Annotated in this window: 19 protein-coding genes and 4 pseudogenes; 11 read left to right on the top strand and 12 right to left on the bottom strand. The window is 59.9% G+C overall.

Annotated features, from left to right (window positions below; translation table 11 throughout):
• Positions 1-20 precede the first annotated feature (20 nt).
• The 4 genes and pseudogenes from RTH46_RS10565 to RTH46_RS10550 all read right to left on the bottom strand — a co-directional run.
• Positions 21-1,880 (bottom strand): alkaline phosphatase D family protein, encoded by a 1,860-nt coding sequence (locus RTH46_RS10565; protein ID WP_153785112.1) that lies wholly within the window; start codon positions 1,878-1,880, stop codon positions 21-23.
• Positions 1,881-2,073: 193 nt separating this feature from the next.
• A complete protein-coding gene (gene tal, locus RTH46_RS10560) occupies positions 2,074-3,000 on the bottom strand; it encodes a transaldolase (RefSeq protein WP_258645869.1) in 927 nt (308 codons plus the stop codon).
• A 277-nt stretch (positions 3,001-3,277) separates the two neighbouring features.
• Positions 3,278-4,285 carry a tRNA dihydrouridine(20/20a) synthase DusA gene (gene dusA / locus RTH46_RS10555; RefSeq protein ID WP_316905643.1) on the bottom strand — a complete coding sequence of 336 codons (1,008 nt, stop codon included), beginning with the start codon at positions 4,283-4,285 and terminating at the stop codon, positions 3,278-3,280.
• Between the two features lie 302 nt (positions 4,286-4,587).
• Positions 4,588-4,823 (bottom strand): annotated as a pseudogene (locus RTH46_RS10550) (DNA adenine methylase); the annotation flags it as partial.
• A 254-nt stretch (positions 4,824-5,077) separates the two neighbouring features.
• Between RTH46_RS10550 and RTH46_RS10545 the strand changes: the two are divergent.
• Complete coding sequence (locus tag RTH46_RS10545; RefSeq protein WP_316905642.1) at positions 5,078-6,010, top strand: fimbrial protein; 933 nt, start codon at positions 5,078-5,080, stop codon at positions 6,008-6,010.
• Between the two features lie 219 nt (positions 6,011-6,229).
• A complete protein-coding gene (locus RTH46_RS10540; RefSeq protein ID WP_316905641.1) occupies positions 6,230-7,207 on the top strand; it encodes a hypothetical protein in 978 nt (325 codons plus the stop codon).
• Positions 7,208-7,299: 92 nt separating this feature from the next.
• Here the strand turns inward: RTH46_RS10540 and RTH46_RS10535 are convergent, their stop codons facing one another.
• Together RTH46_RS10535 and RTH46_RS10530 are read right to left on the bottom strand one after the other, a co-directional pair.
• Positions 7,300-7,569 carry a DUF3077 domain-containing protein gene (locus RTH46_RS10535; protein ID WP_316905640.1) on the bottom strand — a complete coding sequence of 90 codons (270 nt, stop codon included), beginning with the start codon at positions 7,567-7,569 and terminating at the stop codon, positions 7,300-7,302.
• 155 nt (positions 7,570-7,724) lie between these two features.
• Positions 7,725-7,973: a hypothetical protein gene (locus RTH46_RS10530; RefSeq protein WP_110995302.1), complete on the bottom strand. Its 249-nt coding sequence runs from the start codon at positions 7,971-7,973 to the stop codon at positions 7,725-7,727.
• Between the two features lie 429 nt (positions 7,974-8,402).
• Between RTH46_RS10530 and RTH46_RS10525 the strand changes: the two are divergent.
• Positions 8,403-8,624, top strand: a pseudogene (locus RTH46_RS10525) (lysis protein); the annotation flags it as partial.
• Between the two features lie 96 nt (positions 8,625-8,720).
• On the opposite strand, the gene RTH46_RS10520 reads toward RTH46_RS10525, so the two are convergent.
• The 4 genes and pseudogenes from RTH46_RS10520 to RTH46_RS10505 all read right to left on the bottom strand — a co-directional run bounded on the left by RTH46_RS10520 (position 8,721) and on the right by RTH46_RS10505 (position 12,572).
• Entirely contained in the window at positions 8,721-10,082 is a 1,362-nt protein-coding gene (locus RTH46_RS10520; protein ID WP_316905639.1) for a reverse transcriptase domain-containing protein, read from the bottom strand.
• On the bottom strand, positions 10,079-10,648 hold the full coding sequence (locus RTH46_RS10515; protein ID WP_316905638.1) for an SLATT domain-containing protein: 570 nt from the start codon (positions 10,646-10,648) through the stop codon (positions 10,079-10,081). Before RTH46_RS10515 ends, RTH46_RS10520 begins: the two co-directional genes overlap by 4 nt.
• A 417-nt stretch (positions 10,649-11,065) precedes the next feature.
• A pseudogene (locus RTH46_RS10510) lies at positions 11,066-11,307 on the bottom strand (CopG family transcriptional regulator).
• Between the two features lie 488 nt (positions 11,308-11,795).
• On the bottom strand, positions 11,796-12,572 hold the full coding sequence (locus RTH46_RS10505) for an SOS response-associated peptidase family protein (RefSeq protein WP_316905637.1): 777 nt from the start codon (positions 12,570-12,572) through the stop codon (positions 11,796-11,798).
• A gap of 192 nt (positions 12,573-12,764) precedes the next feature.
• Here RTH46_RS10505 and RTH46_RS10500 point away from each other — a divergent pair, with 192 nt between their 5' ends.
• The 5 genes and pseudogenes from RTH46_RS10500 to RTH46_RS10480 all read left to right on the top strand — a co-directional run bounded on the left by RTH46_RS10500 (position 12,765) and on the right by RTH46_RS10480 (position 17,388).
• The gene (locus RTH46_RS10500; protein ID WP_279845289.1) at positions 12,765-13,196 is read left to right on the top strand and encodes a LexA family protein; all 432 of its coding nucleotides are present in this window, start codon (positions 12,765-12,767) and stop codon (positions 13,194-13,196) included.
• Positions 13,180-14,463: a Y-family DNA polymerase gene (locus RTH46_RS10495; protein WP_371923705.1), complete on the top strand. Its 1,284-nt coding sequence runs from the start codon at positions 13,180-13,182 to the stop codon at positions 14,461-14,463. The genes RTH46_RS10500 and RTH46_RS10495 overlap by 17 nt, the downstream gene beginning before the upstream one ends.
• A gap of 207 nt (positions 14,464-14,670) precedes the next feature.
• A pseudogene (locus RTH46_RS10490) lies at positions 14,671-15,230 on the top strand (transposase).
• Positions 15,231-15,751: 521 nt separating this feature from the next.
• Complete coding sequence (locus RTH46_RS10485) at positions 15,752-16,456, top strand: hypothetical protein (RefSeq protein WP_153787067.1); 705 nt, start codon at positions 15,752-15,754, stop codon at positions 16,454-16,456.
• A complete protein-coding gene (locus RTH46_RS10480; protein ID WP_316905636.1) occupies positions 16,456-17,388 on the top strand; it encodes a hypothetical protein in 933 nt (310 codons plus the stop codon). The genes RTH46_RS10485 and RTH46_RS10480 overlap by 1 nt, the downstream gene beginning before the upstream one ends.
• A gap of 95 nt (positions 17,389-17,483) precedes the next feature.
• On the opposite strand, the gene RTH46_RS10475 is transcribed toward RTH46_RS10480, so the two are convergent.
• Complete coding sequence (locus RTH46_RS10475; RefSeq protein ID WP_153787069.1) at positions 17,484-18,191, bottom strand: hypothetical protein; 708 nt, start codon at positions 18,189-18,191, stop codon at positions 17,484-17,486.
• Between the two features lie 150 nt (positions 18,192-18,341).
• Entirely contained in the window at positions 18,342-20,969 is a 2,628-nt protein-coding gene (locus RTH46_RS10470) for a trypsin-like peptidase domain-containing protein (RefSeq protein ID WP_316905635.1), read from the bottom strand.
• Between the two features lie 412 nt (positions 20,970-21,381).
• Between RTH46_RS10470 and RTH46_RS10465 the strand changes: the two genes are divergently transcribed.
• The 3 genes from RTH46_RS10465 to RTH46_RS10455 all read left to right on the top strand — a co-directional run bounded on the left by RTH46_RS10465 (position 21,382) and on the right by RTH46_RS10455 (position 25,701).
• Entirely contained in the window at positions 21,382-22,896 is a 1,515-nt protein-coding gene (locus RTH46_RS10465) for an OmpA family protein (protein ID WP_153787071.1), read from the top strand.
• Between the two features lie 12 nt (positions 22,897-22,908).
• The gene (locus RTH46_RS10460) at positions 22,909-24,804 is read left to right on the top strand and encodes a hypothetical protein (RefSeq protein WP_316905634.1); all 1,896 of its coding nucleotides are present in this window, start codon (positions 22,909-22,911) and stop codon (positions 24,802-24,804) included.
• A 63-nt stretch (positions 24,805-24,867) separates the two neighbouring features.
• On the top strand, positions 24,868-25,701 hold the full coding sequence (locus tag RTH46_RS10455; protein ID WP_223811896.1) for a hypothetical protein: 834 nt from the start codon (positions 24,868-24,870) through the stop codon (positions 25,699-25,701).
• Positions 25,702-25,744 lie beyond the last annotated feature (43 nt).

Raw genomic sequence — 25,744 nt, 5'->3', positions numbered from 1 at the left:
GGGCTTGCCCCGCGATTGTTTCAGCCCTGGATGAATTCGGTCGCCGCCGTGCCATCGGCATTCAGCTGATACACCCGCTCCGGCCGCCCCTGCTCATCGAAAAACACCTGCCCCAGCCCCGCGCTGTTCCACAGCCGCTCACCGGCCTTGCTGTGGCTGGGCACCCGCGGCACCACCTCCATCTCCCGACGCTTGGTGAACCAGTTGAGCGGCGAGCGCGGTGAATACAGCCAGCGGTTGAGCCGGTCGAGCACATCCAGCAGGCGCCGGGGAAACTCGTTCTTGATACCGCTGCTGGTCACCTGCCACAGGTGCGGGCTGCGTTGACGGTGGCGGATCAGCACTTCATAGACGAACGAGTAATGCACGTCGCCCGAAAGCACCACGTAATGCCCCGGCGTGCGCGAGTGGCGGAAGATGTTGAGGATCACCTGTGCCGCGCCGCGGTGGGCCATCCAGTTCTCGGCATCCACCAGCAGTGGATAGCCCAGCGCACTGAAAACCCGCTGCACGGTTTCGATCAGCTTGACCCCGAAGATCGGCGCCGGCGAGACGATCACCGCCGAAGGATGGTCGATCAGCGCCTGCTGCAGTTCGCACAGCGCTTCCCAGTCGAGCAGGCCGGACGGTTTGCCCAGGTTGCTTTCGCTACGCCAGCGGCGGGTGCGAGTGTCCAGCACCAGCAGCGGCGGGTTGCTGGGCAGCTCATATTGCCAACCCTGGAAGCGCAGCAGCTCGCCGATCAGTTCATCCTGGCTGGCACGCTGCTGGGCAAAGCGTTGGCACTGCTCGATCAGCGGCGCGCAGGCGTCCGGGTCGTTGCCCCAACCCTGGCACAGCAGGTAGCCGAGCAGCGCGTTGCCGATGATGCGCCGCGAGAACGGGTGGCCATAGGCGGTCTGTTCCCACTGCGCCGAGAGGTTCCAGTCATCGGTGATGTCGTGGTCGTCGAAGATCATCAGACAGGGCAGGTGGGCCATGACCCGCGCCACCTGGCCCAGGCCATCGCGGAACGCTTCGATCAGCGGCAGTTCGTGCCGGTAGCGCGCCTGGCGCTGCTCGGTGAGATCCGCCGGCATGTCCAGCCGCACCAGCGCCCACGGCGTCGGCGACCACACCAGCAGGTACATGGCCATCACCTCGGCGAAGGTCACCAGGTGGTTGTCGGCATTGCTGGACGAGAAGATCGGCTTGCGCTTGCCGCCGAAGAAGCGCTCGCGCAGGGTTTCGTTGCTCTCCTGGGCCGGCAGCAGGTCGGCGCGGTGGTAGTAGCAGGCCGGGTGTCGGTAGAGCGCCGCGCCGCTGTCGACCACGGCGCCCTCCAGCGGCTCGTCGAACAGCCCGAGGCGCTCGATCAGTTCATGGATTGCCCGCAGCATGGGGCCGGCGACGTCATCGGCGTACACCTGGTCGCCGGTCATCAACAGCACGGCGGGGCGTTGTTGCGGCTGGGTGCAGGCGGCCAGCAGGCGGTCGGCGCACAGCAGGCCGTCGGCCGCCGGATGGTGCGGCTTGCGGCATGAACCGTGGAGCACCTGGTCGAGGCGCTCGCGCAGCACGAAATCTGGCCGGGTGCTGCCGGGGTAGAGCAGGTGCGGCGCCCAGTCGGCGATGCCCTGGCCGTTGATCAGCAGGTCGTATTCAAGCGCGATGTCGCAGGGCAGCGGTTTGTCGAAATGGATGTCCAGCAGGTGTACGAATGCCCGAGCGCCGACCGCGAGGGTAGTGCAGTGAAGGCTCGGGGTGATGCCCGGGTAGCCGAGGATGAATTCGGGCAGCAGCGGTTGCGAGCCGACCAGCCAGATGGCCAGGCGCTGGGGTTCGAGGCGGCGCAGTAGCGGGCCTGCAAGAACTAGGGGCAATGGGGCGCGGGAGGTCATCGACGGCTCTGGGGGCTTGACTGGCCTCTTCGCGGGGCAAGCCCGCTCCCACAGTGACAGCACAGGACTATTACTGTGGGAGCGGGCTTGCCCCGCGAAGAGGCCCTTGAATTCAAATGCTTTGCAGGGTGGCAAAACAAAACGGGCGGAAAATGCTGCGCACTTCCCGCCCGCTTGGCAAACCCGATATGTATCAGGCCTTTTCTGCCATCAGCTTCTCGAGCTTTTCCTGGTCGCGGGCGAACTGGCGGATGCCCTCGGCCAGTTTCTCGGTGGCCATGGCGTCCTCGTTCATCGCCCAGCGGAACTGGCTTTCGTTCAACTGCTGCTTGGCCTCACCGGCATTGCCCGGCTTGAGAATGCGCGGCAGCTCGCCCTGATCGTCCGACAGCTGCTGCAGCAGCTCCGGGCTGATGGTCAGACGGTCGCAGCCGGCCAGTTGCTCGATCTGGCCGATATTGCGGAAACTCGCGCCCATTACCACGGTGTTGTAGCCGTTGGTCTTGTAGTAGTCGTAGATGCGCGTGACCGACTGCACGCCCGGGTCTTCGGCGCCCACGTAGTCCTTGCCGGTGCTCTTCTTGTACCAGTCGTAGATGCGCCCCACGAACGGCGAGATCAGGAACACCCCGGCATCGGCGCAGGCCTGGGCCTGGGCGAAGGAGAACAGCAGGGTAAGGTTGGTCTGGATGCCTTCCTTCTCGAGCTTCTCGGCGGCGCGGATACCCTCCCAGGTGGAGGCCAGCTTGATCAGCACGCGGTCGCGGGAAACCCCGGAGGCTTCGTACAGTTCGATCAGCAGGCGGGCCTTTTTCAGCAGTGCCGGCTCGTCGAACGACAGGCGCGCATCCACTTCAGTGGAGATCCGCCCAGGGATGGCTTGCAAAATGCCCGCGCCCACGGCCACCGCGAAGGTGTCGCAAGCTAGGTCGACATTGCCCTTGGCCTCGGCCTTGACCTTTTTCAGCAGGTCGGCGTAACCCGGGATGGCAGCGGCCTTGAGCAGCAGCGACGGGTTGGTGGTGGCATCGACCGGCTTGAGCCGGGTGATGGCGTCCAGGTCCCCGGTGTCGGCGACCACGGTGGTGAACTGCTTGAGTTGTTCCAGCTTGGAGGTCATGGGCGTGCTCTGTCCTGTGCAATGACTCGACATTACCCGAGCCCCGGCGGCCACTCAAGGCCCGCCGGATGCGGATCGGGGCCCATCGCCGGCACGTTCGCGCCCACGCTGTCTGTGGACTGCTCCCAAGAGTTGGATTGGTTTCCAACTTTTGAGAGCAGTCCACTTCGTGGGAGCGGGCTTGCCCCGCGATGGGTTGCGCAGCAGCCCCGGGCCTGATGGCCCGAGGTTGCATTAAAGGCTAAGCCTTCGATGCAAAACCCCACCCCAGGTTCCCTTACCGCCCCTGCAACAACTCCGCCGCCTGGTCCAGCACCGCCAGCGGCGTGTCGGTCTTGTGAATATCCGCCGACAGCAACTGCCGGAAGCGCCGCGCCCCCGGGAACCCCTGGCCCAGCCCGAGAATATGCCGGGTGATATGGTGCATCGCACCGCCGCCTTCCATATGCGCGACGATGTAAGGACGCAGCCGCTCCATCGCCTCGCTGCGGCTCACCACCGGCGCCTCGCTGCCAAACAACTGCTGGTCAACCTCGGCCAGCAGGTACGGGTTGTGGTACGCCTCGCGCCCCAGCATCACCCCATCGAAGGTCTGCAGGTGGGTGCGGCACTCTTCGAGCGTCTTGATGCCACCGTTGAGCACCAGCTCCAGGTCCGGGAAGTCCGCTTTCAACTGCGCCGCCACGTCATAGCGCAGCGGCGGGATCTCGCGGTTCTCCTTGGGCGACAGCCCTTCAAGAATGGCGATGCGCGCATGCACGGTGAAACTGCGGCAGCCAGCATCGCGCACCTGGCCCACGAAGTCGCACAGCTCGGCATAGCTGTCGCGGCCGTTGATGCCGATGCGGTGCTTGACCGTCACCGGAATACCGACCGCATCCTGCATGGCCTTGACGCAATCACCCACCAGCGCCGGGTGGCCCATCAGGCAGGCGCCGATCATGTTGTTCTGCACCCGGTCGCTGGGGCAGCCGACGTTGAGGTTGACCTCGTCATAACCCGCCTGCTCGGCCAGCCGCGCACAGGCCGCCAGGTCGGCCGGCACGCTGCCGCCCAGTTGCAGGGCCAGTGGGTGCTCGGATTCATCGTGGCGCAGGAAGCGCTGGGCGTCGTTGTGCAACAGCGCGCCGGTGGTGACCATTTCGGTGTACAGCAGGGCGTTTTTCGACAGCAGGCGCAGGAAGAACCGGCAGTGGCGGTCTGTCCAGTCCATCATCGGCGCAACGCTGAAGCGGCGGGACGGCTCAGGACGCAGGGCAGGGGAGGTAGCGGTTGGTGATGGCATAAGGCTGGGGCACGCACTCGACGGAGCCAGGCGGCGGGCCGCTGGCAGGCGATGGAAAGGTAGATGGGCGCCAGTTTACCAAGCGCGGGGAGATTCGTCCGATCCGATCGGCGATAAGTGCTGGATGGGGGGATATTGCCGGGGAAAATCCAATGACCCTATTGCCAGCAGTTAGTGAGGAAAATGTTGGCATTTTTGCAACATCCAGCCCAGCCCGCTGAACCCGCAGACCCTTCCTGCAAGTCCAGTCGCGACCTCTGCCTGTGCACAAAGCGCGGCGAGCCTAACACTTGTTTATCCATATCGAGCCAGGACAGGTTCTCGACGTAGGTGCCGGCCAGGCGGTAGAGAGGTTCTCCTCGATGCGCAGCAAGTTGATAGCCGGGCCGGTGGTCGCGGTGCCGAAGGTCTGCCTGGTGTACTTGCCACCGAAAGCACGTTGCTGAAGATAGAAGAACCGAGTCACACCCTGGATTTTGGTGAGGGTTTCAGGGCGTGTTATCTTCTGGCATTCGAAGATCTGCCACAAATTGAGCGCCTAAGCGGTCCACTGATTTGTGGAGCGTTTCTTTACTTTTATGAATCATCTGGCTCGCGTTTCCTGTTTAAGAATCGTCTGGTTCATTCAGCACAGCTCCATATCTTATGCTTACAAGTCATAGTCACTCCATTTGCCATTTGCCATTTGACAAGGCTGAAAGCATCGCCAAATCAATTTCATTATGCCAACAAGGTCAGATGACGTTTATGTAACTAATTTAGGAGCCAGTCATACGCATGAAATTAAGGCAAGTGTCCGCACTCACCTTTCTCTTAGTCTGTTCAGTCGATGCGAAGGCGGTAATCGCTCAGCTCCTTCCCGGTCATAAGCTTAATTTTAGAACAGTTGACATCCCGGCGACAATAGCAGTGGCTCGAGACACCCCAAACGGAACTGTCATATTTGAAAGCCCTTCCTTAGCTCTTTCCCCCATAAACAGCTCATATCAATGCTTTAGCGATTGCTACTTAGGAGTAAAAAACAACGTAGGCGACACCACTCCAAAGGCAGTGATATTTCCTATAGCCAATACAGGGATTTCTTGGAGGTATCGCAATTCCAACACAGGGAATTTTCTTCGGGGGTACCCTGACGTATTTGACAAGGCCGGTAAGTACGGATTGAATAACGATGTGCTCTCAATACAATTGGTTAAAACAGGTGATATACAGGACGGCGCAAAAATTCCAGCAGGGGTTCTTGGTTATCGACAAGTTGAAGAAATATATATTCTCGGAATTCAAACAAATGGCAGTGCCATTACGCCGATATCTTGTGAGACACCAGATGTTCGTGTCGAAATGGGAACTGACTACAAGCTGAGTGATTTTGAGCACCCTGCTGGTGTCGCGAAGAAAGTGTATTTTAATCTACGGCTGATAGGCTGCCCCAGCAGCGTTAAAAACGTAAACTACACTTTAAAGGCAAACACTCAACCAGTCGACGCTTCCCGAGGCATCGTTTCACTCAATGCATCTTCAACCGCCAAAGGGATAGCACTGCAGTTATTCGACACCAACGGCAACCCCATACCCCTCGAAACCCCTCAGAAATTTGCCGATTACAACAGCAGTGGGGGGGACTTCCAGATCCCACTGAGCGCTAGCTACTATCGCCTACCTTCTGAATCGCTAGAAGCGGGGACGGCAAATACTGAGGTAACTTTCATTATGACCTACCTTTAATTTCCGCCCCTCGCTGGCTGGACGTCAACGCACCTACCCCGTTTGCTCGTTTCATTGAGTGAATTTGAGAACGCAGGCCCCCAACAGCAATCTACCGTGTGCGCAACATGATGGCCATGGGCTTCATCAGCAATGACTCGCCTTGGGCACGCCTGATAGCATGCGCACCGCGCAACATCGATGGATCGCCCCCATGACACGTATGGACACCGCCAGCTCATGACCCGCTACCTCACATTCATTGCCCTGATGGCCACCGCCAGCGTTTGCCAGGCCTTGGAAATGCTGGGCCAGGGCGCCGAGGAATACCTCAGGGCCTACCTCAAACCGCAACCCCGTACATCCATAGAGACTTACCTCGATGGCATCAGCAACCTGTACGGGGCACTCGGAACCATCGACTTCAGCCACCGCGACGACCAATCCAAAGCCTGTTACCGCGTTTTGAACCACCGAACTGCCCGGCCGGACGATGTACGGCAGGTCACGATGGCCAGCGAGCAAGGCCATGCGCTTTGTCAGCATCTGCTGGGCACCCTCTACGAAGCCGGTAACGGGGTGCCGCAGGACCTGTACCGCGCCCGCATGCTTTACCTGCAAGCAGCCCCCAACGACCCCTCTGCCTACGCCGAGCTGGGCCGTATGGCGCGTGACGGTATCGGCGAGCCGGTCGACTTCGTCCGGGCGCGCGCCCTCTTCAAGCAGGCCGGCCCAGGTGGTGTGGTGGGGCTGGGTGGGTTGATGGAGCAGGGCAAGGGCGGGCCGCAGGATGTGCAGGGCGCCTTGAACCTGTACATGTGGATGACCCGCAATTTCCGTGACCCCGCGTGGGTGGCCATGCGTGCGTTGCTGGCCAACGGTGTGTCGCTGGATGCCGCGCAGGTGGAGAAGTACAACCAGCTCTGGATCAGCGGGTTCATGAGCCTTCAGAGCCTACAGGTCAGACGCGGGGCGTCGCTCAAGAACTTCAGCTACACCGAGGCGATGACGCTTAAAGTGTCGTATCGGTTCCCGGCAGAGCAGGGTCGCCCCACCGTCTCCCTTCTCGAAAGCAGCGGCGATTCGCAGCTTGATGAGGTCGTGCTGAGGGCCTTGGACAAGCTGCCGATGGATGATCCTTACATGGTGCCTGCGGGCACGCGAACGCCTGATTTCGTGGCCCCGATTATCATTGATCCTCGCCTTTTCGGCGGTTGAGCCTCGGGTACTGGCTGGCCTGTCCAAGGGACCTGCGCCCCCTGCAGGCGCAGGCCTGGCCGGCGAACAGGCCTGCCCAGGCAACAAAGGGCTCAGTGCTTCATCCCAAGCTCCGCATCATCCATCAGCGCCTTGGCCAGCGCGCTCAGGTAATACGATGCCCAGAGCAGTTGCGGCTTTTCCTCCATGATCCCGGCGATGGTCAGGTCCCGCACGCAGCCCATCAGCTCCGAAGCCTGATCCCGCGCATGTTGGCAGGGGATGCCGGGCTCGATGCAGAACAGCGGGGCGGTCATGCCTTCGCCTTGATAGAACTTGGTCTTGCCCGCAGTGGTGCGGGGCGTGGTGTCGTCTTTGTTCATTGCTCACTCTCCCTGAAATGATCGATGCCTGGACGGGCCCTATCGCGGGTCAAGCCCGCTCCCAAGGGTGCAGGCATTACCCTGCGGGCTCGGGGTTGCGTGGGAGCGGGCTTGCCCCGCGATAGCGCCAGCCCAGGCGACACAAGACCTACGGCCTAGTGGAACGCCCGGCGCTCCATCTGCGGCATCTGCACCTGAATCAACGCTGACTCGAGCAGCACCCGTAGCGCTTCGATCTCATGCATCAACGCCATGATCAGAATCGACGCGGGCGACTTGGGCTGCTGGACCGAAATGGCCTGATGCGCCACAGCCTGCGCGCACAGGGCGTACTCCGTGGCCTGGATCAGGGTGTCTTCGAGGGAGTGGTGGTTGTGGGGTGGATCGGGGACGATCTTCAACATCACGATTTTCCTCTGGCGTGCGGCCACCTTCCTGCTGTCAAACAGAAGGGTGGCAGCTGTACGTGGGTTGACAGACCGGCGGAAATCGTAAAGTTCCGGCGCACGCAAGCGTGCCCGCACGTACAGCCGCCATAGAGGACGAGCCATACACGATTTACCGTCACAGCCTGTCAAAGCTGTATCGTTGATGTGCAACGACTCGCCGAGACTAGGTGCCTACCAGGGCGACCGCAACGGAAAAAAGGCGGCAAGAGTATGTTTGGGAAATGGACTACAAGGAAGGGGTTAAGTCTGATTGTCGTTGATCACGTTCGGCACTTTCTGGCTCTGAGAGCACTGAGTCTTGCTTGGATATGACGAGGTCAGGGGAGAGGTCGCTTGTGCTGCGTTTTGGATGTTTTACACGTTCAGGCCGGCCGGCACGAATTACTTACTACTGCTGACCTGAGGCTGTCAGTCCTGGTCGATGCCGGATCCGTTGCCGCCCAGGGTTTTGGCGGTGGAGTGCGAGCGTCCGCCAGCACCGGAGGCGTGGTGGATGGAGCCCTACGCACCCAGCTTGACCCAGCGCATGCTCGACGAATTGTCGCCATCACCGACGAAGGCGATCGAGCACTGAAGGCCTGTCAGGCTGAGAAGCAAAGCCTTTAAGGTGTCCTTGAGGAGCATAGTGTTGCCTGACTGTGGGCATATAGGGTTTCCGCTAACGCATCATTTTCCAGTGCATCAGAAAACTTTCGAATAATCTCATGAGGCAGAGCTGTTTGTTGCTAAGTCCACCAAGAGCTCGCGCGATTGTCTATCAATCCGCTTTTTGAATTCATATTCAATTTCCTCGTCGGTAAGGCCGCCCACAGATTTATTGAAATAGTCGGTTAACACGGATTTCATTTGGTCGATCGAGTATCGATCAAAGTTCGGGACGTAATTTGTAGTGTGGCGTCTCCGGTTGATTTCATAAAATGCCCGGACAAAACTTTTAGGTGCTATTTTTACGTTAAATCTCTTTGCTAATTTTGCTACGTAGAGGTCGAGTTGGTGTAAGAGTGTTTCGTCATTGATTTCCGAGAAAAAGAATAACCAGCCGCGACTTTTATCTTGGAATACACAGCCAGTGATACGCATGTTTAGGCGCCAAGTTAAAAAGTCTAGGCTCTTAATCTTGGAGTGTTTGTATCCGGTGAAGATGGAGGCTAAGGACTCTTTGAGTTTCTCAATGGATCCTGAGCGAGCAGTTGTGATTGGTATTGAAGCCTTTCCTAATGGCTCATTTCGGAATTCATAACCTAAATAATCAAATCTTTCGCCTAGCCTTCCCGCGGAGGATTTAGCGGGTGCCAGTATTGGGTCGTGAACTTTAAGTCCGATGCTCTTGAATTCTTGTATGATTTCGTTGGAGATTGCTGCTTTTTGCTTGTCTTTGCATAGAATTAAAATGTCATCGACATAGCGAAAATATTTTGCACTCCGAATTGATGAGAATTTTTTATCGATCTCTAACAGGTAAATCGCCGCTAGGATGTTGGAAATAGCCAGGCCTTGTGGTACGCCGATATTACTTGCAACGTCAAATTTGCTAGACTTGCTAACGGTCGGAGTGGTGATTGCACTTTCAATAAGGTTGAGTACTATTGGTGATCGAATTTTTGAGCGGAGTTTTTTAAGGAGGACTGGGTGTTCGATGGTCGGGTAGAAGTTGCTTACATCTAGCTTGATAAAGCTTTCGTACTTTCCAGAGTCAACGCAAGATTTTACGATGCGGACCGTGTCTTGTGGCAGATCGAAGGAAACTGACTCTTGATAAGTTTTAGTTAATACTTCGCAAAGTGCCCGTAGGCAAATTCGATCGCGAATGGTGGGGATGGATATTTCTCTTGGGGATTTACCTCTTCCCTTGCTTACAAGCTTTAGCTTGTACTTGGTGAAAGTATAACTCCCCGTGTTTGCTTTTCTTGAAATGATTGCAAGCTGGTCTTTTAGGATGCGCCAAAATTGCTTTTGGGTCAGGTTGTCAATGCCAGTGGCGCGGGAGAGCACAATGTGCTCGGCATAAATTTTCTCTAGTCTTTTAACTGTAAATGCTTTGATGAAATTTAATTTTGCGCTCATTGGGTGACAACCGCCTCCATCGCAATGAACATTCCGATTGGGAGAATGTAAAGTATCATAAGTGCGATGCTGCGCTTGATGTAGTAAAAAGCCACTTTCGCCCATATGTAGCTGGTTGGTGATTTGGTTAGATCTTTGCGAAGCTGTTCGGGATGGCTTAAATATGTATCGCAAAGTGCAATATTGAAATCAATGTCTTCATGATTTTCGCAGATTTTCAGAATTTCTTGGTATCGTGTGCCGATTTTTTCAATATCTGCACCCTGCTTTTTAGCCTGAGTGTAGATGTCTTGAAGGTTTTCGTAGCATTCTTTTATTAGGTTGGCTCTTTCTTTATAAGATAATCCGTTGATGAAGCCGGAAATGCTGAGGATTAGGACGGAAAATGCTACCCATGATACATTGGCGAAGCTGCTGGCAGTCGCTTTCAAATAGTAAATAGATACTGCGGCTGATAAAAAGGAATACCAGATTAGAAGAAGCTGCGCCTGGAATGCATTAGAGAGTAAGCGCTTCTCCGCTTGGATTCTGGCTTTACGAGTCCACCAAATATTGTCTGCGAACACTTGTACAAATTCCCTTTAGAAGAAGTGCTATGGGGTGCCGATTTTAGTGAAGAGTGTAACGCTCGTTGCCGAGCAAGCCCTGAGGCTAAGGGCCGAAGCCCTCCAGAATTAGTTGCACCCATTACTGGATGGTTGGCATGCCAACACACCCCAAAGCCCCGCTTTTCTACCTTTTCTGAAGGCAAATTGCCAGTAATTTTCGATCGTGTGTGCCTAAATAGAGAGCTGATTGGTACGAAAATGGTACAAGAGTCAAGGTTGTTGTCTAGATCTTAGGCTCTGTGCGGGCTGCGATGAAGGTCTGTCCAATCCATCATCGGCGCGACGCTGAAACGGCGGGACGCTGCAGCGCTCAAGTTTCAGTGCCGTTTGCACTGGCTGCGCTCCTAGGCGAGGGTGGGTGGCTGGAAACGGTGCTCAACCCACATTCCAATTCCAGCGCCGCGCGAGCAAGCCCGCAACTTCTTCATCGGTCGCGAATCCACCTTCCTCGGCTTCCTCCACCACATGCCTAATCTGCGCGGTCAGGGATTTTTCGTGCTCGATGTAGTCACCCAGAACGTGTATTGCCGGCAGCTCGCATTCACGCCGTTGGCTTTGGCAAGTTCAGCGAGAGTGTCGAAAAAATCTTCCGGAAGGTTCAACGTTGTTCTGGTCATGGCAACCTCGGCGTCGGACGGTGACCGGTCATCGCCAAATCTGTTTCTACTGCGGTAATCCTACGCAAGAGGCGGCGCCTGTGGCGGTGCATGCCTTGAGTCTGGCGCAGCGGTTGCAATGCCCACCCTGATACCGCGTCATGCCAACAAGGCGGACAGCGATGCAATCACAGGAGTGACTGGCCCGAAATAGATGTGGGAGCTGGCTTGCCAGCGATGCGCCGCGCGGGCGGCGCTCGATCTTGAGAGCGCTACAAAATTCCCGGCGAGCACCTGGTGGCCCTCACCCCGATACCCTGACATGCACATGGCGACCATTACCGAATGCTGACTCAACAAAACCAGCGGTGTCATTTCCAGGCGCCTGCCTTGAGGTCGCATGTGGGCCACCAGGTGCATGGCGACAGGTTTGCAGCGCCTATGAAATCGAGCGCCGCCCGCGCGGCGCATCGCTGGCAAGTCGCAGCGGCGAACCGCAGCTCCCACATCTATTTCGGGCCAGTCATGCCTGTGGCATCACCGCTGTCCGCCTTGTTGGCATGACGCGGTATCTCGGTGCGCGCCGTAAGCACCGCCCCCACCACCGGCAATATCAACTCCGCCCCCTCATTCCGCACATTCCCCACCTGGCGCCCCACCGCAAACCACTCAAACGCCTCCACCGGCAAACACTGCTCCCTGGCCACCCGCTCAGCCTCAACAGCCGACAACTCCGGATCGATCCACATCCGCGCATGCTCCGCCCCCAGCACCAGCGGCCGCCGATCATGAATATCCACCATCCCTGCATCACTGGCCGCCGTGATGATCACAAACCCATCCCCCTCGTTCGCCTCCAGCCCCGGCCGCACCTCGGCCAGCGCCGCCATGAACATCGGCGCGCCGCTTTTCAGGCGAATGAAGTAAGGCTGCTTGCGCTTCGGGTCCTGCGGATCGGCCACCCACTCATACCACCCATCCGCCATCACCAGCGCCCGGCCCTGGGGCCACAGGGCCTTGAAGAACTTGCCAGTGGTCACGGTCTCGACCCGAGCGTTGATCGGCGCGGGGCGTTTGTCCTTGGCCCAGAACGGCGCCCAGCCCCAATGGCAGGGGTCGATACGCAAGCCGTCTTCGGCGTTGTGCAGCACCAGCACGCGGCTGCCGGGGGCGACGTTGTAGCGGGCGATGGGGTGGTTGTCGTAACCGCTGACCACGTCCTGCTCGGCCTGCAGTTCACGTAGGTAGTCGGCCAGGCCTTGGTATTGGGCGAAGCGTCCGCACATGGGGGCCTCCATTCTTGTGGCGCATGGCACCGGCTTTGCCGGTGATCGCGGGGCAAGCCCGCTCCCACGTATCTCTTGAGTCTGGGAAATGCGCTGGGGTTTCCATTTGTCGAAATTTCCTACGCCGAAATTGACCGGCGCCTGGAATCACCATTAACTGTATATGCATACAGTTTATTTCAAGGCTGCGTCATGACCGCCATCCTCGGCCCGATTGCGTGTGGGAGTGCTTCGCTCCCACGCTACCTGTTTCGCGTACCGGCGGGCTTTCCTTCGCCGGCGGCGGACCATATGGAGCAACCGCTGTCACTGGACGACTTGTTCAACCTGCGTGCGCCGCACATGTACCTGGTCAGGATAGACGGCGACAGCATGCAGGGCGCCGGGATCTTCGACGGCGACCTGGTGATCGTCGACCGTGCGCTGGAGGCGCGCCACGGCCATATCGTCATCGCGGCGGTCAACGGCGAGCCGCTGTGCAAGCGCCTGCACCGGGTCGGTGGCGAGGTGGCGCTGCGCTCGGAGAACCCGCGCTACCCGCCGCGCTACATCCTCGAAGGCGACGAGCTGACGATCTGGGGCGTGGTCACCTTCAGCGTGCGCAGCCATGACCCCAATGCCTGAGCCGGTGTTCGCGCTGATCGACTGCAACAGCTTCTACGCCAGCTGCGAGCGGGTGTTCCGCCCCGACCTTGCGCGCACGCCGATCGTGGTGCTGAGCAACAACGACGGCTGCGTGATCGCCCGCAGTGCCGAGGCCAAGGCCTACGCGCGGATGGGCGAGCCGTACTTCCAGATTCGCGACAAGCTGCGCCGCCACGGGGTGCTGGCGTTCTCGTCCAACTACGCGCTGTACGGCGACATGAGCGAGCGGGTGATGAGCTTGATCGAGTCGATGGTGCCGGCGGCGCAGGTGTATTCCATCGATGAATGCTTTGCCGACTTCACCGGCATCCCCGGCAACCTCACCCAGTTCGGCCGCGATATCCGCGCCCGGGTGCTGCGCTGCACCGGCATCCCGGTGGGGGTGGGCATCGCCCGCACCAAGACCCTGGCCAAGCTGGCCAACCACATGGCCAAGCGCTTGCAGGCGCAAACCGGCGGGGTGGTGGACATCTGCGAGCCGTTCAAGCGCGACTGGGTGCTGCGCAATACCGGGGTGGAGGAGGTGTGGGGCATCGGCAAGCGCATGACCGCGCACCTGGCCGAGCTGGGCATCCGCAAGGCGATGGACCTGGCCCAGGCAGACCCGCGGCTGCTGCGCGAAAAATTCAGCGTGGTGGTCGAGAAGACGGCCCGGGAGCTCACCGGCACGCCGTGCCTGGCGCTGGAAGAAACCGACCCACCGAAGCAGGAGATCTGCTGCAGCCGGATGTTCGGCAAGCGCCTCACCGAGCTTGCGCCGATCAAGCAGGCAGTGGCCACCTACACCGGGCGCGCCGCCGAGAAGCTGCGGGCCCAGGGCTCGTTGTGCAAGCGCATGCGGGTGAGTATCCGCACCGGGCTGTTCAACCCCGATGAGCGCCACCACGTGCAGGGCGTGCTGGTGGAACTGCCTTACCCCACCGACGACACCTTGCTGCTGACGCGCATGGCGACCGAGGCGGTGGCGCGGATCTACCAGGCCGGTTACCGCTACAGCAAGGCCGAGGTGTTGCTGCTGGATCTGCGCCAGCCGGGGGAGTTCAGCGACGATCTGTTCGCCCAGGGCCAGCCGTTGGCCAGTGGCCGGCTGATGTCCGTGCTGGACGAGGTTAACGGGCGCTATGGGCGGGGGACGCTCAGGACCGGCAGCGTGCCCGCAATGCCCGAATGGGGGATGCGCCGGGCGATGATGAGCCCGTCCTATACCACGCGGATCGAGCAGTTGTGGACGGTGGGTTCGCGGTGAGTTGCTGCACGGTGCGGGCCGCCGAAGGCTGATTCACCGACGCCAAGTGGTCATAGAGTCGAGCCAGGCCGGGCCGGGTAGGGCTTTCGCAAAAACTACCGTCGGCTCCTTAATAGGCTCGGTCTGAATCCCAAGAAACCGAAATGTGGCCTCGGAACAGCCTGGGTTCTGTACAGTCGCCGGCCATCTACGGAAAGGAATTCTGTGATGGCAAAGCGTTATGAACTCTCGGATGAAGCGTGGGCAGTGGTCGCCGACCTCTTTACGGCGGCCCACGTCAGGGGCAGGCCCCGCAGCAGTGATCGCTTGATGCTCGATGGTGTGCTCTGGGTGCTCTGCTCTGGAGCAGCCTGGCAAGATATGCCCGAGCGCTTCGGGTCTTGGGCGACGGTCTATCACCGCTTCCGACTCTGGCGAAACCGCAGAAAATTCGATCAGATGCTCAGACGATTGCACCTCAGACTCAATGACAAAGGCTTGATCAATCCCCACACCTGGATGATCGATTCGACCGCTGTTCGAGCAGTCGGATACAGCTAGTCATTCCGATGCGCTCAATGAAACGCAAGCCCAAACCCGGCTTGCCGAGACTGTTTGATCGCCCCAAATATCGACAGCGCAACATCATCGAACGCATGTTCGGCTGGCTAAAAGAGAACCGCCGAATCGTCACGCGCTTCGACAAGCTCGCAAAAAGTTATGCCGCAATGGTCTCGCTGGCTTGCGTCATGCGGTGTATGCGACGGCTTTTTTCAGACAGAGCCTAGGCATTGCATTTGGTGCAGTGACCGTAATTATATTTTCCGGAGTCGACGGAATCATGCTAGGTGGCTCATCAGGCTTGCTCTTAGCATTGGCTCACTTTCTTGCTAACAAGAACGTTCGTAATACCGCCGACAGAGCCGCATCCGCATTAGACGGTGGAGCTCTAACTTCCTTAAAGCTGCCCCGCGACTACCACGATAGATTTCATTGTAAGAGCCATTCGCCAGTAGGTGATCGCAATACTAGTCTTGATTTTAACTCTCTCGTTTTTCGCCCGCAGTCGTCATCGCCCAGCGTCTGCTCCTGACTCGCCCCCCACCCCATAGGTCATGAAACCCTCGCGAACACGCTGGCCACGCCACAAAGCGCGCATGAGCGTCTGAACGATGTAAGCTCCACCACCAATACAAATGCCCCATAAATCACCACAAGTTATAACGCTTATTGAAAAAACATATAAAAATAACAAATGCTTTAGTTTGACTATGGCTATAGTAAGCTCAGGTAATTCGGGAAAGCCAAAATGCCAACTCATAAAGCAATAGGCGCCTCACTTTTTTTCGTCGTGCTCAACGCGCTGGGATCTGACGCATTAGAACTACCTCAATACATGTTCAGTGGTAGAGTTTTGGAGCGTTTGCTGATAGTAACATTCGGCGGCGCCGCCTTATACTGGGGGTACAAATTATTTAGCATCACCACCTCGGAAGCTGGGAAATTAATAGCTGAAAGAGGAGAGTGGAAGTTTCAATTATCACAAGTTGGCCCAGGAGTATTCTTTGCGCTATTCGGCGCTTCAATATTAGTATATGCACTTAGCGCGGCACCGCGCTTCATCCAAAATGCTCACACTGACAACGACGACGAGGGTTCAGCTAAAGTTTCTGTGTATGGAGTCACACCAGCAGTAGCAGCACCCCCATCCACAAAACTAGATTATCTAATCACGCTTACCACATTGAAAAGAGAGGTTGTCGAACTTGTTCCACCTGCTGACCTAGCAAAGTCCAAGAGCATTCAAAAACTATTCTCAAACTTAGAGCCAGTTAGAAGAGATCTACTCGATGGAGCACTGAATGCTGCTGGACGATATTCCGAGTGGAGCCACCTTAATGATCTCAGGATGATTGATCCATTGAGTTTTAGCGAAAAACTAAATAATGATAAAAAGCTAAAGCAGAGATTTGAGGAATCAGATGACCTCCTAACAAGAACCAGAGACCAATAATGCAAACCTTCATCAAGAGCATCTCAATTATAGTATTGAGCTTCTGCATTCTTACCAGCGGCTTAGCATATGACCTAACTTGGTATCAGCAAAGCACCAAAACCGTTCTCAAAAATGCAAGGAAACTCATCGAGCCCACCCTCCCTCCCAACGAGAGAGAAATCGCCAACAGCATAACCTACAAGGTAACTTCGAGCTCAGGTATTGGCGCATTCGCAGCATTCGACGACAACGAAAGAATCATAATAATAAGCGCTGGAACCATTCAGGTTATCGACTGGATACAAGATCTTTTAACAATGGAGGCGGAACTTGACAAGCCAGGCTGCTACTCCGAATTTCTGATCTACCTCAATGAGATAATGGAAACAAACGCGCTCAGAATATCCAGCCACCTGCCCCCTCAACCCGCCATGTCGCCCCTGGTATACTCCGCACACACTGACGGTGCCTGTTCCGGGGTCACAATCGAAGACTTTCAGGGGTTAGATAACTTTAATTACTACAAAGCAAAAGCCATAGAGGCCAGCATCATGTTTATGTATCTTCATGAGCTTGGCCACCATGTATTGGATCACGTAAAAAACAAACATATTCAGGAGCCCGAAAATCTCGCTATGAGTCGCAGCAAAGAAAATGCAGCCGATCAGTACGCTATAGTCACCGCACTTCATGCCAACTACAATTTAGTAGCAGCCGCCCCTTGGAACTATTTCATGGCGGCTTTTGGAGGGAACTCACTTGAAGCCGAAAAAAAATCAGACCATCCACTTGGGGCAAAAAGAGTTTTAAGTATATATGATAACGCGATAACTTATTACACTGACAATCCCGACGCATGGAAGGACCCGGCAGCCTACGATGATTTAATGACTGGTTTAAAAAAGCAGCGCGACTTCATTGAAGAGCAGATCAGCAACATAGAGCCTTAATGCATTCCCCGCCTAACTTATAGATACATTTGTGTGATCACCCGTAACTGCGAGGCCTGCGCTTCGGAGAAACGCCCACGGGCACCTCGACGTGGTCATATCTGCCTGTCCAGCCACCCCTGAACTCGCGGGCAACCGTACTTCAGGGCTTTCAACTGATACGCAAACTTGACGTTTTTGTATTTGGCGCCTGCATCAACCAACACATCACGCATGGCGAAATACAGATTCGCCCTGAAGGCCGGCTCATCAAGTTGCATTACCACGGTGGGCCTTTGCCGAGCCGGCGAGCAGTACTCGAGGATGGTCGGCTGCGGATAGTAGCGCGCATAAGGCCCGGGCATTTCCGGCAAGGCCTTGACCTGCGCAATGTACTCGGGCGTATCGATATCGCTCAGGCAGTTCACGCGCATTTGCAGCGCCGCAGGCGTGAAGCCGCGTTTGAGGCTCGATTTGAACAACCCGCATATCTCGGCACGCTGCCCCTGGCCGTCCAGGACACCGAGCAACTGCGCCAGGCGATACTCCGCAGCAGGGTTGCCGGCAGCGATGGCGGCCTCCAGCAGCCTGTTGGCGCTGGGCAGATGCTGCTGTGTGTAATCGACGAACGCCTGCCTGGACGCTTCATTCATTCGGCCGTCTGGCTCGCGTCGATTCACCAGTTCCATCATTCTGCGGTCAATCTCGTCCAGGATCGGCAGCGCTTGTCGATACTCCGCTTCGCCGGGAAGCAGCGGTATGGGTTGGGCGTACGCCTGGAGGCTGAAGCAGGTAAGCAGCAGAGGGGCGAGCAGGCGTCTCATGACAAAAGTGGCATCCGTGGCGATTGGCGTTGAGAGGCGCGAGTCTAGCAAGAAAGCACCGTTCGCCAAGCGCAGGCCCGTCAGGATCTGGGCGCGTATCTGCACGGCGAGCAAAGGCCGTTGTTGCATTCGATCGGGGTGATGGGCCTGTCACAGCCAGTCCAGCGGCGCCCCCGACCTGACCCACGCCTTCATCCCGCCGCGGTACCAATACACCTGGCGGTAGCCCAGGGCAATGGCGCGCAGCGCGCTGTTGTAGCTCATCCAGCATTGTGGGTGGTGGCCATAGAACACCAGCGCCCGCGCCTTGTCACCGTGGGTCAAGGCTTGCAGGTCGTTGGCCAGGCGTTGCTGGGTCTTGTCGCTGAAGTTGCCGCCCTCGGCGCCGTAGTGCAGGTCGATGGCACCAGGAATGCCGGTACTGGCGCCTATGGCGGCAATCAGCACGGGCGGCTTGGGCTTAGCAAGTTCACGGGTGAGCGCTGCCGTCGTGATCAGCTGGCCACCGGGAATGCGCATGGGGGTGTCGCTGCCAAGGCCCGGTCCGGCATGCAGCACGCCGGTGGGTTCGACATCCGTGGCTGGCGATTCCTCCCTGGCCACTGTCTCGGCGGGCTCAGCGTAGCGGCTCTGGTAAAACGCGTTGAACCCCGGGCCACTGGGCTTGAGGTTCATGAACTGCCGGGCAACGGCGTCCACCCGGCCATCGTTGCCCACGTGGAACAGATCGCCACCAACAATGACCCGTCGCGAGCCCGGCATCACCAGGGTGTCGTCGCGCCTGGCCATCTGCTGCAAATCGACCGCCTCGCCATACCGCAGGTTTGTACCACTGGCGCGCAGCACCGCCTTGTTGCAGCTGGCCACGCAAGCCAGGCGGGCTTCATCGACGGGCCCAATCACCTTGAAGCCGTCCTCTGGCGGCGTGGTCCAGAAACCCAGCTTGTCGAGGGCATCCCGCCGTGGCCCTTGGCCGGCCTGCTGGCGCAGGGTTTCGATCAGCGCCAGGCTCAGGGTCGAACGGTCGAAATACAGGCTCTCGACCCGCTCGCGGTAGGCCCGTGCGACCGTCGAGACCCCGGGGTTGTCCTTGTCGGCCTGCTGCGCCGGCCGAAAGTAGGCCGCCTTGTCCAACGCCTGCTGGCGGCTGCCCAGCAACGGCACCTCCACGTCCTGGTAGGCCTTGTACATCAGGGCCCGGAAGCGGCTGTCGGTGAACAGGGTCTTGCGGTGGGTGCCTTCGAAGCCATCGTCCACGCCGGCGTGCACACCCAGCAGTTCGAAGCGGGCGTTGCCGGGGTTCCACACCAGCAGCGGCCCGCCAGAGTCGCCGAACCAGATGTTGCAGTAGTGGTTGAACAGGATGGTCCGCTGCTGGGCGTTGTAGCTGTGCCGGCTGATGTCCAGGGTGCACTGCTTGAGCGAGGGCGCGACGAAGCCCAACTTGGCCATGGACAGCTTGAACAGGTCGCCGGGGTAGCCGATGGCGGCGACTTTCAGTTGCGCCGAGCGGGAGGGGTCGAAACCGTCGGCGAAGGCCAGCGGCGTCACTGGCGTGGCGGGCGCCTTGCGCAGGCGCAGGATGGCCCAGTCCGCGCCGCCCTTGTGCTGGTAGCTGACCCAGGTGGCCGGGATCACCTCCTTGTGCGTGGCCGAGCGCTCGAAGATCACCTGCACCTTGCCTTTGCGGTCGGTCTTGTCGACGCAGTGGCCGGCGGTGACCACCAGGGTCGGCGTGCCCACCACGGCACCGCTGCAGCTGCCGTCCTGGGCTTTCACCTGCACCAGGGCGTCATAGGGCGGCTGGCTGAAATCGGTGATGAACTGACGGTCTTCCTCGACGCCGATCTTTCGCCACAGCGAGGGTACGGGCATCAGGCCCGCCGTCGGCAAGGGCAGGGGCGCAGGCTGGTCGAGGCTGGCCAGGTCCGCTTCACGCAGATAACCCACCAGGCCATACACCGCCTGGCGGTCGGGGCGCACCTGTGGTTGCCGGTCGAGAAAACGCGCCACCGAGGCGGTGTCGATACGGTTCAGGTAGCCCAGGGTGTCCGGGTAGGGGCCTTCGCTGGCTGCAATCACCGCCAGCCAGCCGGGCGTCTGGGCTGGGCGTGCATACACCAGGTGCCAGCGCCCGATGTCCTGGATCACCGGCGACGCGGTGTCGGGCTTGAGGCGAACCTGCACGGGGCGCAGGCTCAGGTAACGGGTGCCGGGCGCATGGCGCAGCCCCCAGGGGATATCGTGCCCGCTGTGCTCGGCGAGGTTGCCGAAGAACGTCTCGCCGCCATAACGGTCGTCCCTGGGCTTGCCCTCGGGGGTGACGATAGCGGCGGCAATCTCGGCCCAATGGCGCTTTTCGTCGAGCGTGCGGGCATCGTCCATCAGGCGCCAGGCGCGGCGGATATCGCCGCCGGCCACCGCCTTGCGGTACCAGGGCATGGCCAACGGGGCAAAGCTGTCGTGCAGGCAGGTGTCGAAGTAGATGTCGCCGATCTGCACCATGGCGTCGCTGTCGCCTGCGTCGGCGCGGCGCAGCAGGGCGGGCAGGTTGCGCCCCTGTTCCACCCACTGACGGGCCTTGGCGGCATCCGGCTCGACACCTGGCTGGTCGACGAACAGGCAGCCGTAGCGCTGGGCAGCGGCCGGGTCGCCGGCTTCGGCCTGGGCGCGCAGGGTGTTCAGTGTTTTGTTGTCGACGGCGTCCACCGCAGCAGGGGCGGGGCAGGCGAGGGCCAGGGCCAGCAGCGGCCAGCAGCGTCGGCATGGAAGGCTCACGGTGTACTCCAGCAGTCAGTCGCCTGGCTGGGCCGGTGGCGTCGGGCCAGTAGCTGGCAATTATAGGTGCTGGCCTGGGTGCTCTCTGATTGTCATCGCCAGCGTCAAGGGGGCGCCCCCGCGGCAGTTTGACGCCGGTTTTCTGGACAAATCTTGTAATACAGACAGTTTCATAGTAACTAGTGGCCCAAAGCCATGAAACGCCAGGAAAGGCAGCGTACCCGCGGGAATGGAGTCCCTGTCACCACTCCCCCCTTTATCGCCCCGGCGAGCCTGCCAGCAGGCCCGTTGTCGGTGTGCGCACGCGCCTTTTTCAAGCGGGTTTACAAAGATGCTGCCGGGCACGGCGGCCAGGCATCTGGCACTGACGCTGAAAAACGCCCGCTGCAGCGGGCAGCAAAGAGGAAGGGAAATGTTCGGCTCCAGCTTCATGCGGCCCACTGCGCTGGCCGCGGCGGTCGCGCTCGGATTGAGTGGTTGCGCCACCATCGACAAGACGCTCGGTGACAACTCCAGTGGTTTCGCCTGCGGTGCCGGCGCGCTGGCCGGTGCCGTGATCGGCGGGGCGATCGTGGCGGCGGCGGGGGGCAACGGCAAGCAGATCGCCGCAGGCTCGGTGGCCGGCGGGGCGGTGGGCTGCGCTGCAGGCTATGCCTACAAGCAGCGGGTCGATCGGCTCAAGGCGGTCGCCACCCAGGAAGGGCTGCAGGCGCAGGTGCGTGAAATCGAGGTGGTCGATGCCAGCACCGGCAAGAAAGCCTCGGTCGGCCTCGAGGCCCAGGTGCAGATGCAGGAGATGTTCCCCTCCGGCTCCGCCACCCTGACCGCCGATGGCACGCGCAAGCTCAGCGCCCTGGCCCGGGAGTTCGCCAGCAACCGTGGCAAGGCCGAGCCCGGCAAGCCGAGCAAGAAAGTGCTGGTGGTCGGGCACACCGACTCCAGCGGCAGCGCCGAGCTGAACCAGCGCCTGTCCGAACAGCGCGCCCGCGCCGTGGGCGATATTCTCGCCAGCGCCGGTATTGCCCGCCAGGACATCTATTACCAGGGCGCCGGCGCCTCGCGCCCACTGGCCGACAACGCCAGTGATGCCGGGCGCGCGCAGAACCGCCGCGTCGAATTCGTCGAGGTGGACAACGAGCAGGTGCTGGTCAAGCGGGTCAACGACGAGCGCAGCAACGCCAAGTACCTGGCCCATGGCACGGCGGCCCAGCCCAAGGTGAAGGCCCAGGCACCCAGCAAGAAGGTGACGGTGGCAAAAACCACCCGTGCGCCTGAGCCGGTGCACAACGACAAGGCGCCGATCTTGCCCGACGAGCCCGCAGCGGCGGTCATCGTGCAGCTCGACGGTAAAGGCGGCATCGACTTCGGCGGTGAGCCGGTCACCACCACCCAGTCGGCACTGGCCTCGAACATCACGCCCAAGAGCTCGACCTTCTCGGTCATCAGCCCGGCCTACGCCAGTGCGCCGATGACCTCGTGCGTGGGCGACCTGCCGCGGGTCGAGGGCGAGGTGAAGAACCTGGCCACCGGGGCAACCCTGAAGGACTACAGCACCAACGACTTCTTCCCCGGCCTGAACGGCCAGGTCTGGGGCAGTAAGGTCAATGGCCATGTGGCCACGGTCGGCCCGGTGGGCATCCTGCGTGACAACGCCCAGGTGGCGGTGGCGCCGAAGATGCAGTTCATCTCCAACTTCGCCAGCAGCTCGAAGAAACAGAGCCCGGTGTACAGCTCGGTGGCCAACACCTACGAAGGTGAAACCCAGATCCTCTATCGGGTCTTCGCGGTGGACCAGAAGAAAACCCCCGTCACCTGCATGGACATCGTCTTCGACAAGCGTGCCGGTTCCGCCGTTGCCGGCGAGATCTACTACCCCAAACAGAACAACGCCTACGTCGCCCAGTTCAAACCCAAGCTTGCGCGCTAACAGGACCAACCAATGCTAGATGCCATCCGCACATTCTTTTCGCTTTACTGGCACTTCGTGCTGCCGATCGTGACGACCCTGTTCCTGGCGATCCCGATCATCATCCACTGGTACGAAGTGCGCTACTGGCTGATGAAGCTGCGTATCGGCCTGCCATGGCTTGGCCGTGTCGCCCATTGGGTGAAGCACCCGGGCTCGCGTGAGGCGGCCGACCAGGAGTGCCCGAACGCCGTCGGTTTCTATGAGTCCGAGGCGCAGCTGTGCCGCCTCTACGAAACCTACTACCTCAACCACCAGCCCTCGGAAGCAAACTTCCGTCGCTGCCAGGACTACCTGGGCAAGATCGACGAAGACAACCGCCACGAGAAGGGCTTCAGCCTGTGGCTGCTGATCATCGTGCTGATGCTGATCGAGGCCAGCGCGTTCGGCTTCGCCCTGGCGCCGTTCGCCCTGACCCTGGCCACGCCGAACACCGCCATCGCCGGTGCCTTCGCCATCGGCCTGGTGATCTCGATCATCGGCGTGTTCCTGTCCGAGTTCGCCGGCCGCCAGCTTTACCTCAACAACGTGGTGGCGAAGATTCTCGGCTACGAGAGCGTGCGCGCCTCGGGTGCCGACGGCGACATGGTGCGTACCCACCTGGTGACCCTCGACAATACCCACATCGATGATGGCAAGCCGCATTACCAGCAGATGCTCAACCGGGTGAAGCTGCCCAAGAACGGCGACAAGCCGGCCAAGCGCTTCGGCCTGGTCGTCGCCTATGGCGTGTTCATCCTGGGCCTGGCGATCGCGGCCTTCTGGGTGCGGACCGAAACCCTCAACGCCCAGGAAGCCGAGCTGATCGCCCATCCGCCGGCGGTGTCGCAAGCGGCCGACGACTTCCCGGCTGGCGCTGACGACAGCTTCCCGGTACCGAGCGACATGCAGGGTATCGCCAACGAGGCGGCGGGCAAGTCGGCCCAGGACCAGATCGACGCGCTGCACCGTGCTTCGCTGGTGACCTTCGCCGTGCTCAGCGGGCTGTTCATCTTCATCCAGCTCACCAGTACCTTCCTGGCCTACCGCTTCGGCTTCGCCGGCACCCACTCGCGGGTCGCCTGGGACCTGGTGCGCAAGTTCTCCAGCGCCGCCGACTTCGTGCGTTACCACGAAACCAAGGCGCGCGAAGTTGCAACCGACGCCCAGGATTCGCTGGGCAAGCTGCAGTCTCTGCAACTGAGTGTGTTCCGGGTCAGCGGCGACGACCGCGAGAAGCTGCGCAAGGACAACGCCAAGCGCACCTTCAGCGTATTCATCGCCGAGCAGGAAGCGCGCCGGGCATTCCGCCGCAAGAAAGAGAACGCCGACAGCATGGCCAATGAAAGCCTCAAGGTGGTGGAAACCTACATCGTCAAGGCCATCGAAGACCTCAAGGCCGCCATCGCCGCCGATGACAACGCGCGCATCCAGGAGATCATCCGGGTTGCACGCCCACGCATCGCCCAGATGAACGACCCGCAGCTGCAGCAGTACCGCGATGCCTTCAATGGCCTGGTGACCATGTTCAGCGTGGATGTCAGCCAACCGACGGTGGCAGTGACCGCCGCCGCACCGGTCACCGTGACCGTCGCGCCAGCCCCTGCGCCAGTCGTTGCGCCGGCCCCGGTGGTGGAAGTGGCGGTCGCGCCTGCGCCTGCGTCGGTTGAACCGGTTGCCCCGGCACCCGCAGCCGTTCAGCCGATGGCCGCCGCGCCAGCGCCCGCACCTGCCGTCGGCGGGTTCGACCCGCACCAGTACGGCGACCTGACTGAGTTCCACGAGGACGACCTGGCCTACGTGGCACAGCGCCTGGGGGCCGAGCTCGACACGCTCAAGCGTGCCCGCCGCCTGCAGATGCTGGACAAGCCCAACAGCCAGCCGGCCTGACCGGACTCACCGCCCGTCGGGGCGCTAGCGCCTCGGCCCGGGCACACCCACTTCGGAGATACGATGAAACTCAAGCGCCTGCTGCTTGCCCTGATCCTTGCGCCGAGCGCCCTGATGGCGGCCGAGCGCAATGACCTGCCAAGCTGCTACACCCAGGCCCGGGTCGACGAGTTCCGCAGCGCCCCCTCGGGGCGCCTGCTCACCGTCGTGGTCGACCAGACCACGCCCTTGACCACTGACCTGCAACGCACGGCATGGGGGCACATCAAGCGCTTCCTGCAGCCGGGCGACAAGCTGCGCCTGTACTCGTTCAGCGCCTACCTGGACGGGCACTACACGCGCCTGCAATACGCCGCCGAACTGGAAAAGCCCCTCGACGAGGCGGTGCTGGGCAATGTGCCGATGATGTCGGCGCGCAAGCTGGACAACTGCCTCAAAGGCCAGTCGGCGCTGTTGTACCAGCGCTTCGGCAAGGCGTTCGCCGGGGTCATGGGCAAGTCCAGCTCGGACATTCCGCGCAGCGAAATCCTGTTCAGCCTCAAGGCGGTCGGCGAAGACCTGCAGAAGGCCGAAAACGTCAACGAGCACGTCATCCTGGTGATGTCGGACATGCTCGAATACAGCGACTTCGGCAGCTTCTACCAGGCCAACGGCATCCGCCAGATCGACCCTAACGTCGAGCTGGCCAAGGTGCAGAAGCAGAACCTGCTGGCCGATTTCGGCGGTGCGCGCATCTACGTGCACGGCGCGGCGTTCGTGCCGACCACGGCCAAGAACGGCTACCGCAGCGGCAAGATGATCCAGAACCTGGAAACCTTCTGGCGCGCCTACTTCGACAAGTCCAACGCCACCCTGCAAGGCTTTGGCAACCCGGAGCTGACCGCCACCCTGGAGTGACGGCACGGCTGTGCTGCGCGCCGCGGCCGCAATGGCTGCAGCA

Source organism: Pseudomonas sp. zfem004 (assembly GCF_032621715.1).
Taxonomy (GTDB): Bacteria; Pseudomonadota; Gammaproteobacteria; order Pseudomonadales; family Pseudomonadaceae; genus Aquipseudomonas; species Aquipseudomonas sichuanensis.
Note: the sequence above shows the minus strand (reverse complement) of the source record. Positions and strands in the feature narration are given on the sequence as shown.

Excerpts from the sequence above, each read along its gene's own strand:
- RTH46_RS10565 (WP_153785112.1), bottom strand. The coding sequence starts at position 1,880 with ATGACCTCCCGCGCCCCATTGCCCCTAGTTCTTGCAGGCCCGCTACTG.
- tal (WP_258645869.1), bottom strand. The coding sequence starts at position 3,000 with ATGACCTCCAAGCTGGAACAACTCAAGCAGTTCACCACCGTGGTCGCC.
- dusA (WP_316905643.1), bottom strand. The coding sequence starts at position 4,285 with ATGCCATCACCAACCGCTACCTCCCCTGCCCTGCGTCCTGAGCCGTCC.
- RTH46_RS10540 (WP_316905641.1), top strand. The coding sequence starts at position 6,230 with ATGACCCGCTACCTCACATTCATTGCCCTGATGGCCACCGCCAGCGTT.
- RTH46_RS10535 (WP_316905640.1), bottom strand. The coding sequence starts at position 7,569 with ATGAACAAAGACGACACCACGCCCCGCACCACTGCGGGCAAGACCAAG.
- RTH46_RS10530 (WP_110995302.1), bottom strand. The coding sequence starts at position 7,973 with ATGTTGAAGATCGTCCCCGATCCACCCCACAACCACCACTCCCTCGAA.
- RTH46_RS10520 (WP_316905639.1), bottom strand. The coding sequence starts at position 10,082 with ATGAGCGCAAAATTAAATTTCATCAAAGCATTTACAGTTAAAAGACTA.
- RTH46_RS10505 (WP_316905637.1), bottom strand. The coding sequence starts at position 12,572 with ATGTGCGGACGCTTCGCCCAATACCAAGGCCTGGCCGACTACCTACGT.
- RTH46_RS10500 (WP_279845289.1), top strand. The coding sequence starts at position 12,765 with ATGACCGCCATCCTCGGCCCGATTGCGTGTGGGAGTGCTTCGCTCCCA.
- RTH46_RS10495 (WP_371923705.1), top strand. The coding sequence starts at position 13,180 with ATGACCCCAATGCCTGAGCCGGTGTTCGCGCTGATCGACTGCAACAGC.
- RTH46_RS10485 (WP_153787067.1), top strand. The coding sequence starts at position 15,752 with ATGCCAACTCATAAAGCAATAGGCGCCTCACTTTTTTTCGTCGTGCTC.
- RTH46_RS10480 (WP_316905636.1), top strand. The coding sequence starts at position 16,456 with ATGCAAACCTTCATCAAGAGCATCTCAATTATAGTATTGAGCTTCTGC.
- RTH46_RS10475 (WP_153787069.1), bottom strand. The coding sequence starts at position 18,191 with ATGAGACGCCTGCTCGCCCCTCTGCTGCTTACCTGCTTCAGCCTCCAG.
- RTH46_RS10465 (WP_153787071.1), top strand. The coding sequence starts at position 21,382 with ATGTTCGGCTCCAGCTTCATGCGGCCCACTGCGCTGGCCGCGGCGGTC.
- RTH46_RS10460 (WP_316905634.1), top strand. The coding sequence starts at position 22,909 with ATGCTAGATGCCATCCGCACATTCTTTTCGCTTTACTGGCACTTCGTG.
- RTH46_RS10455 (WP_223811896.1), top strand. The coding sequence starts at position 24,868 with ATGAAACTCAAGCGCCTGCTGCTTGCCCTGATCCTTGCGCCGAGCGCC.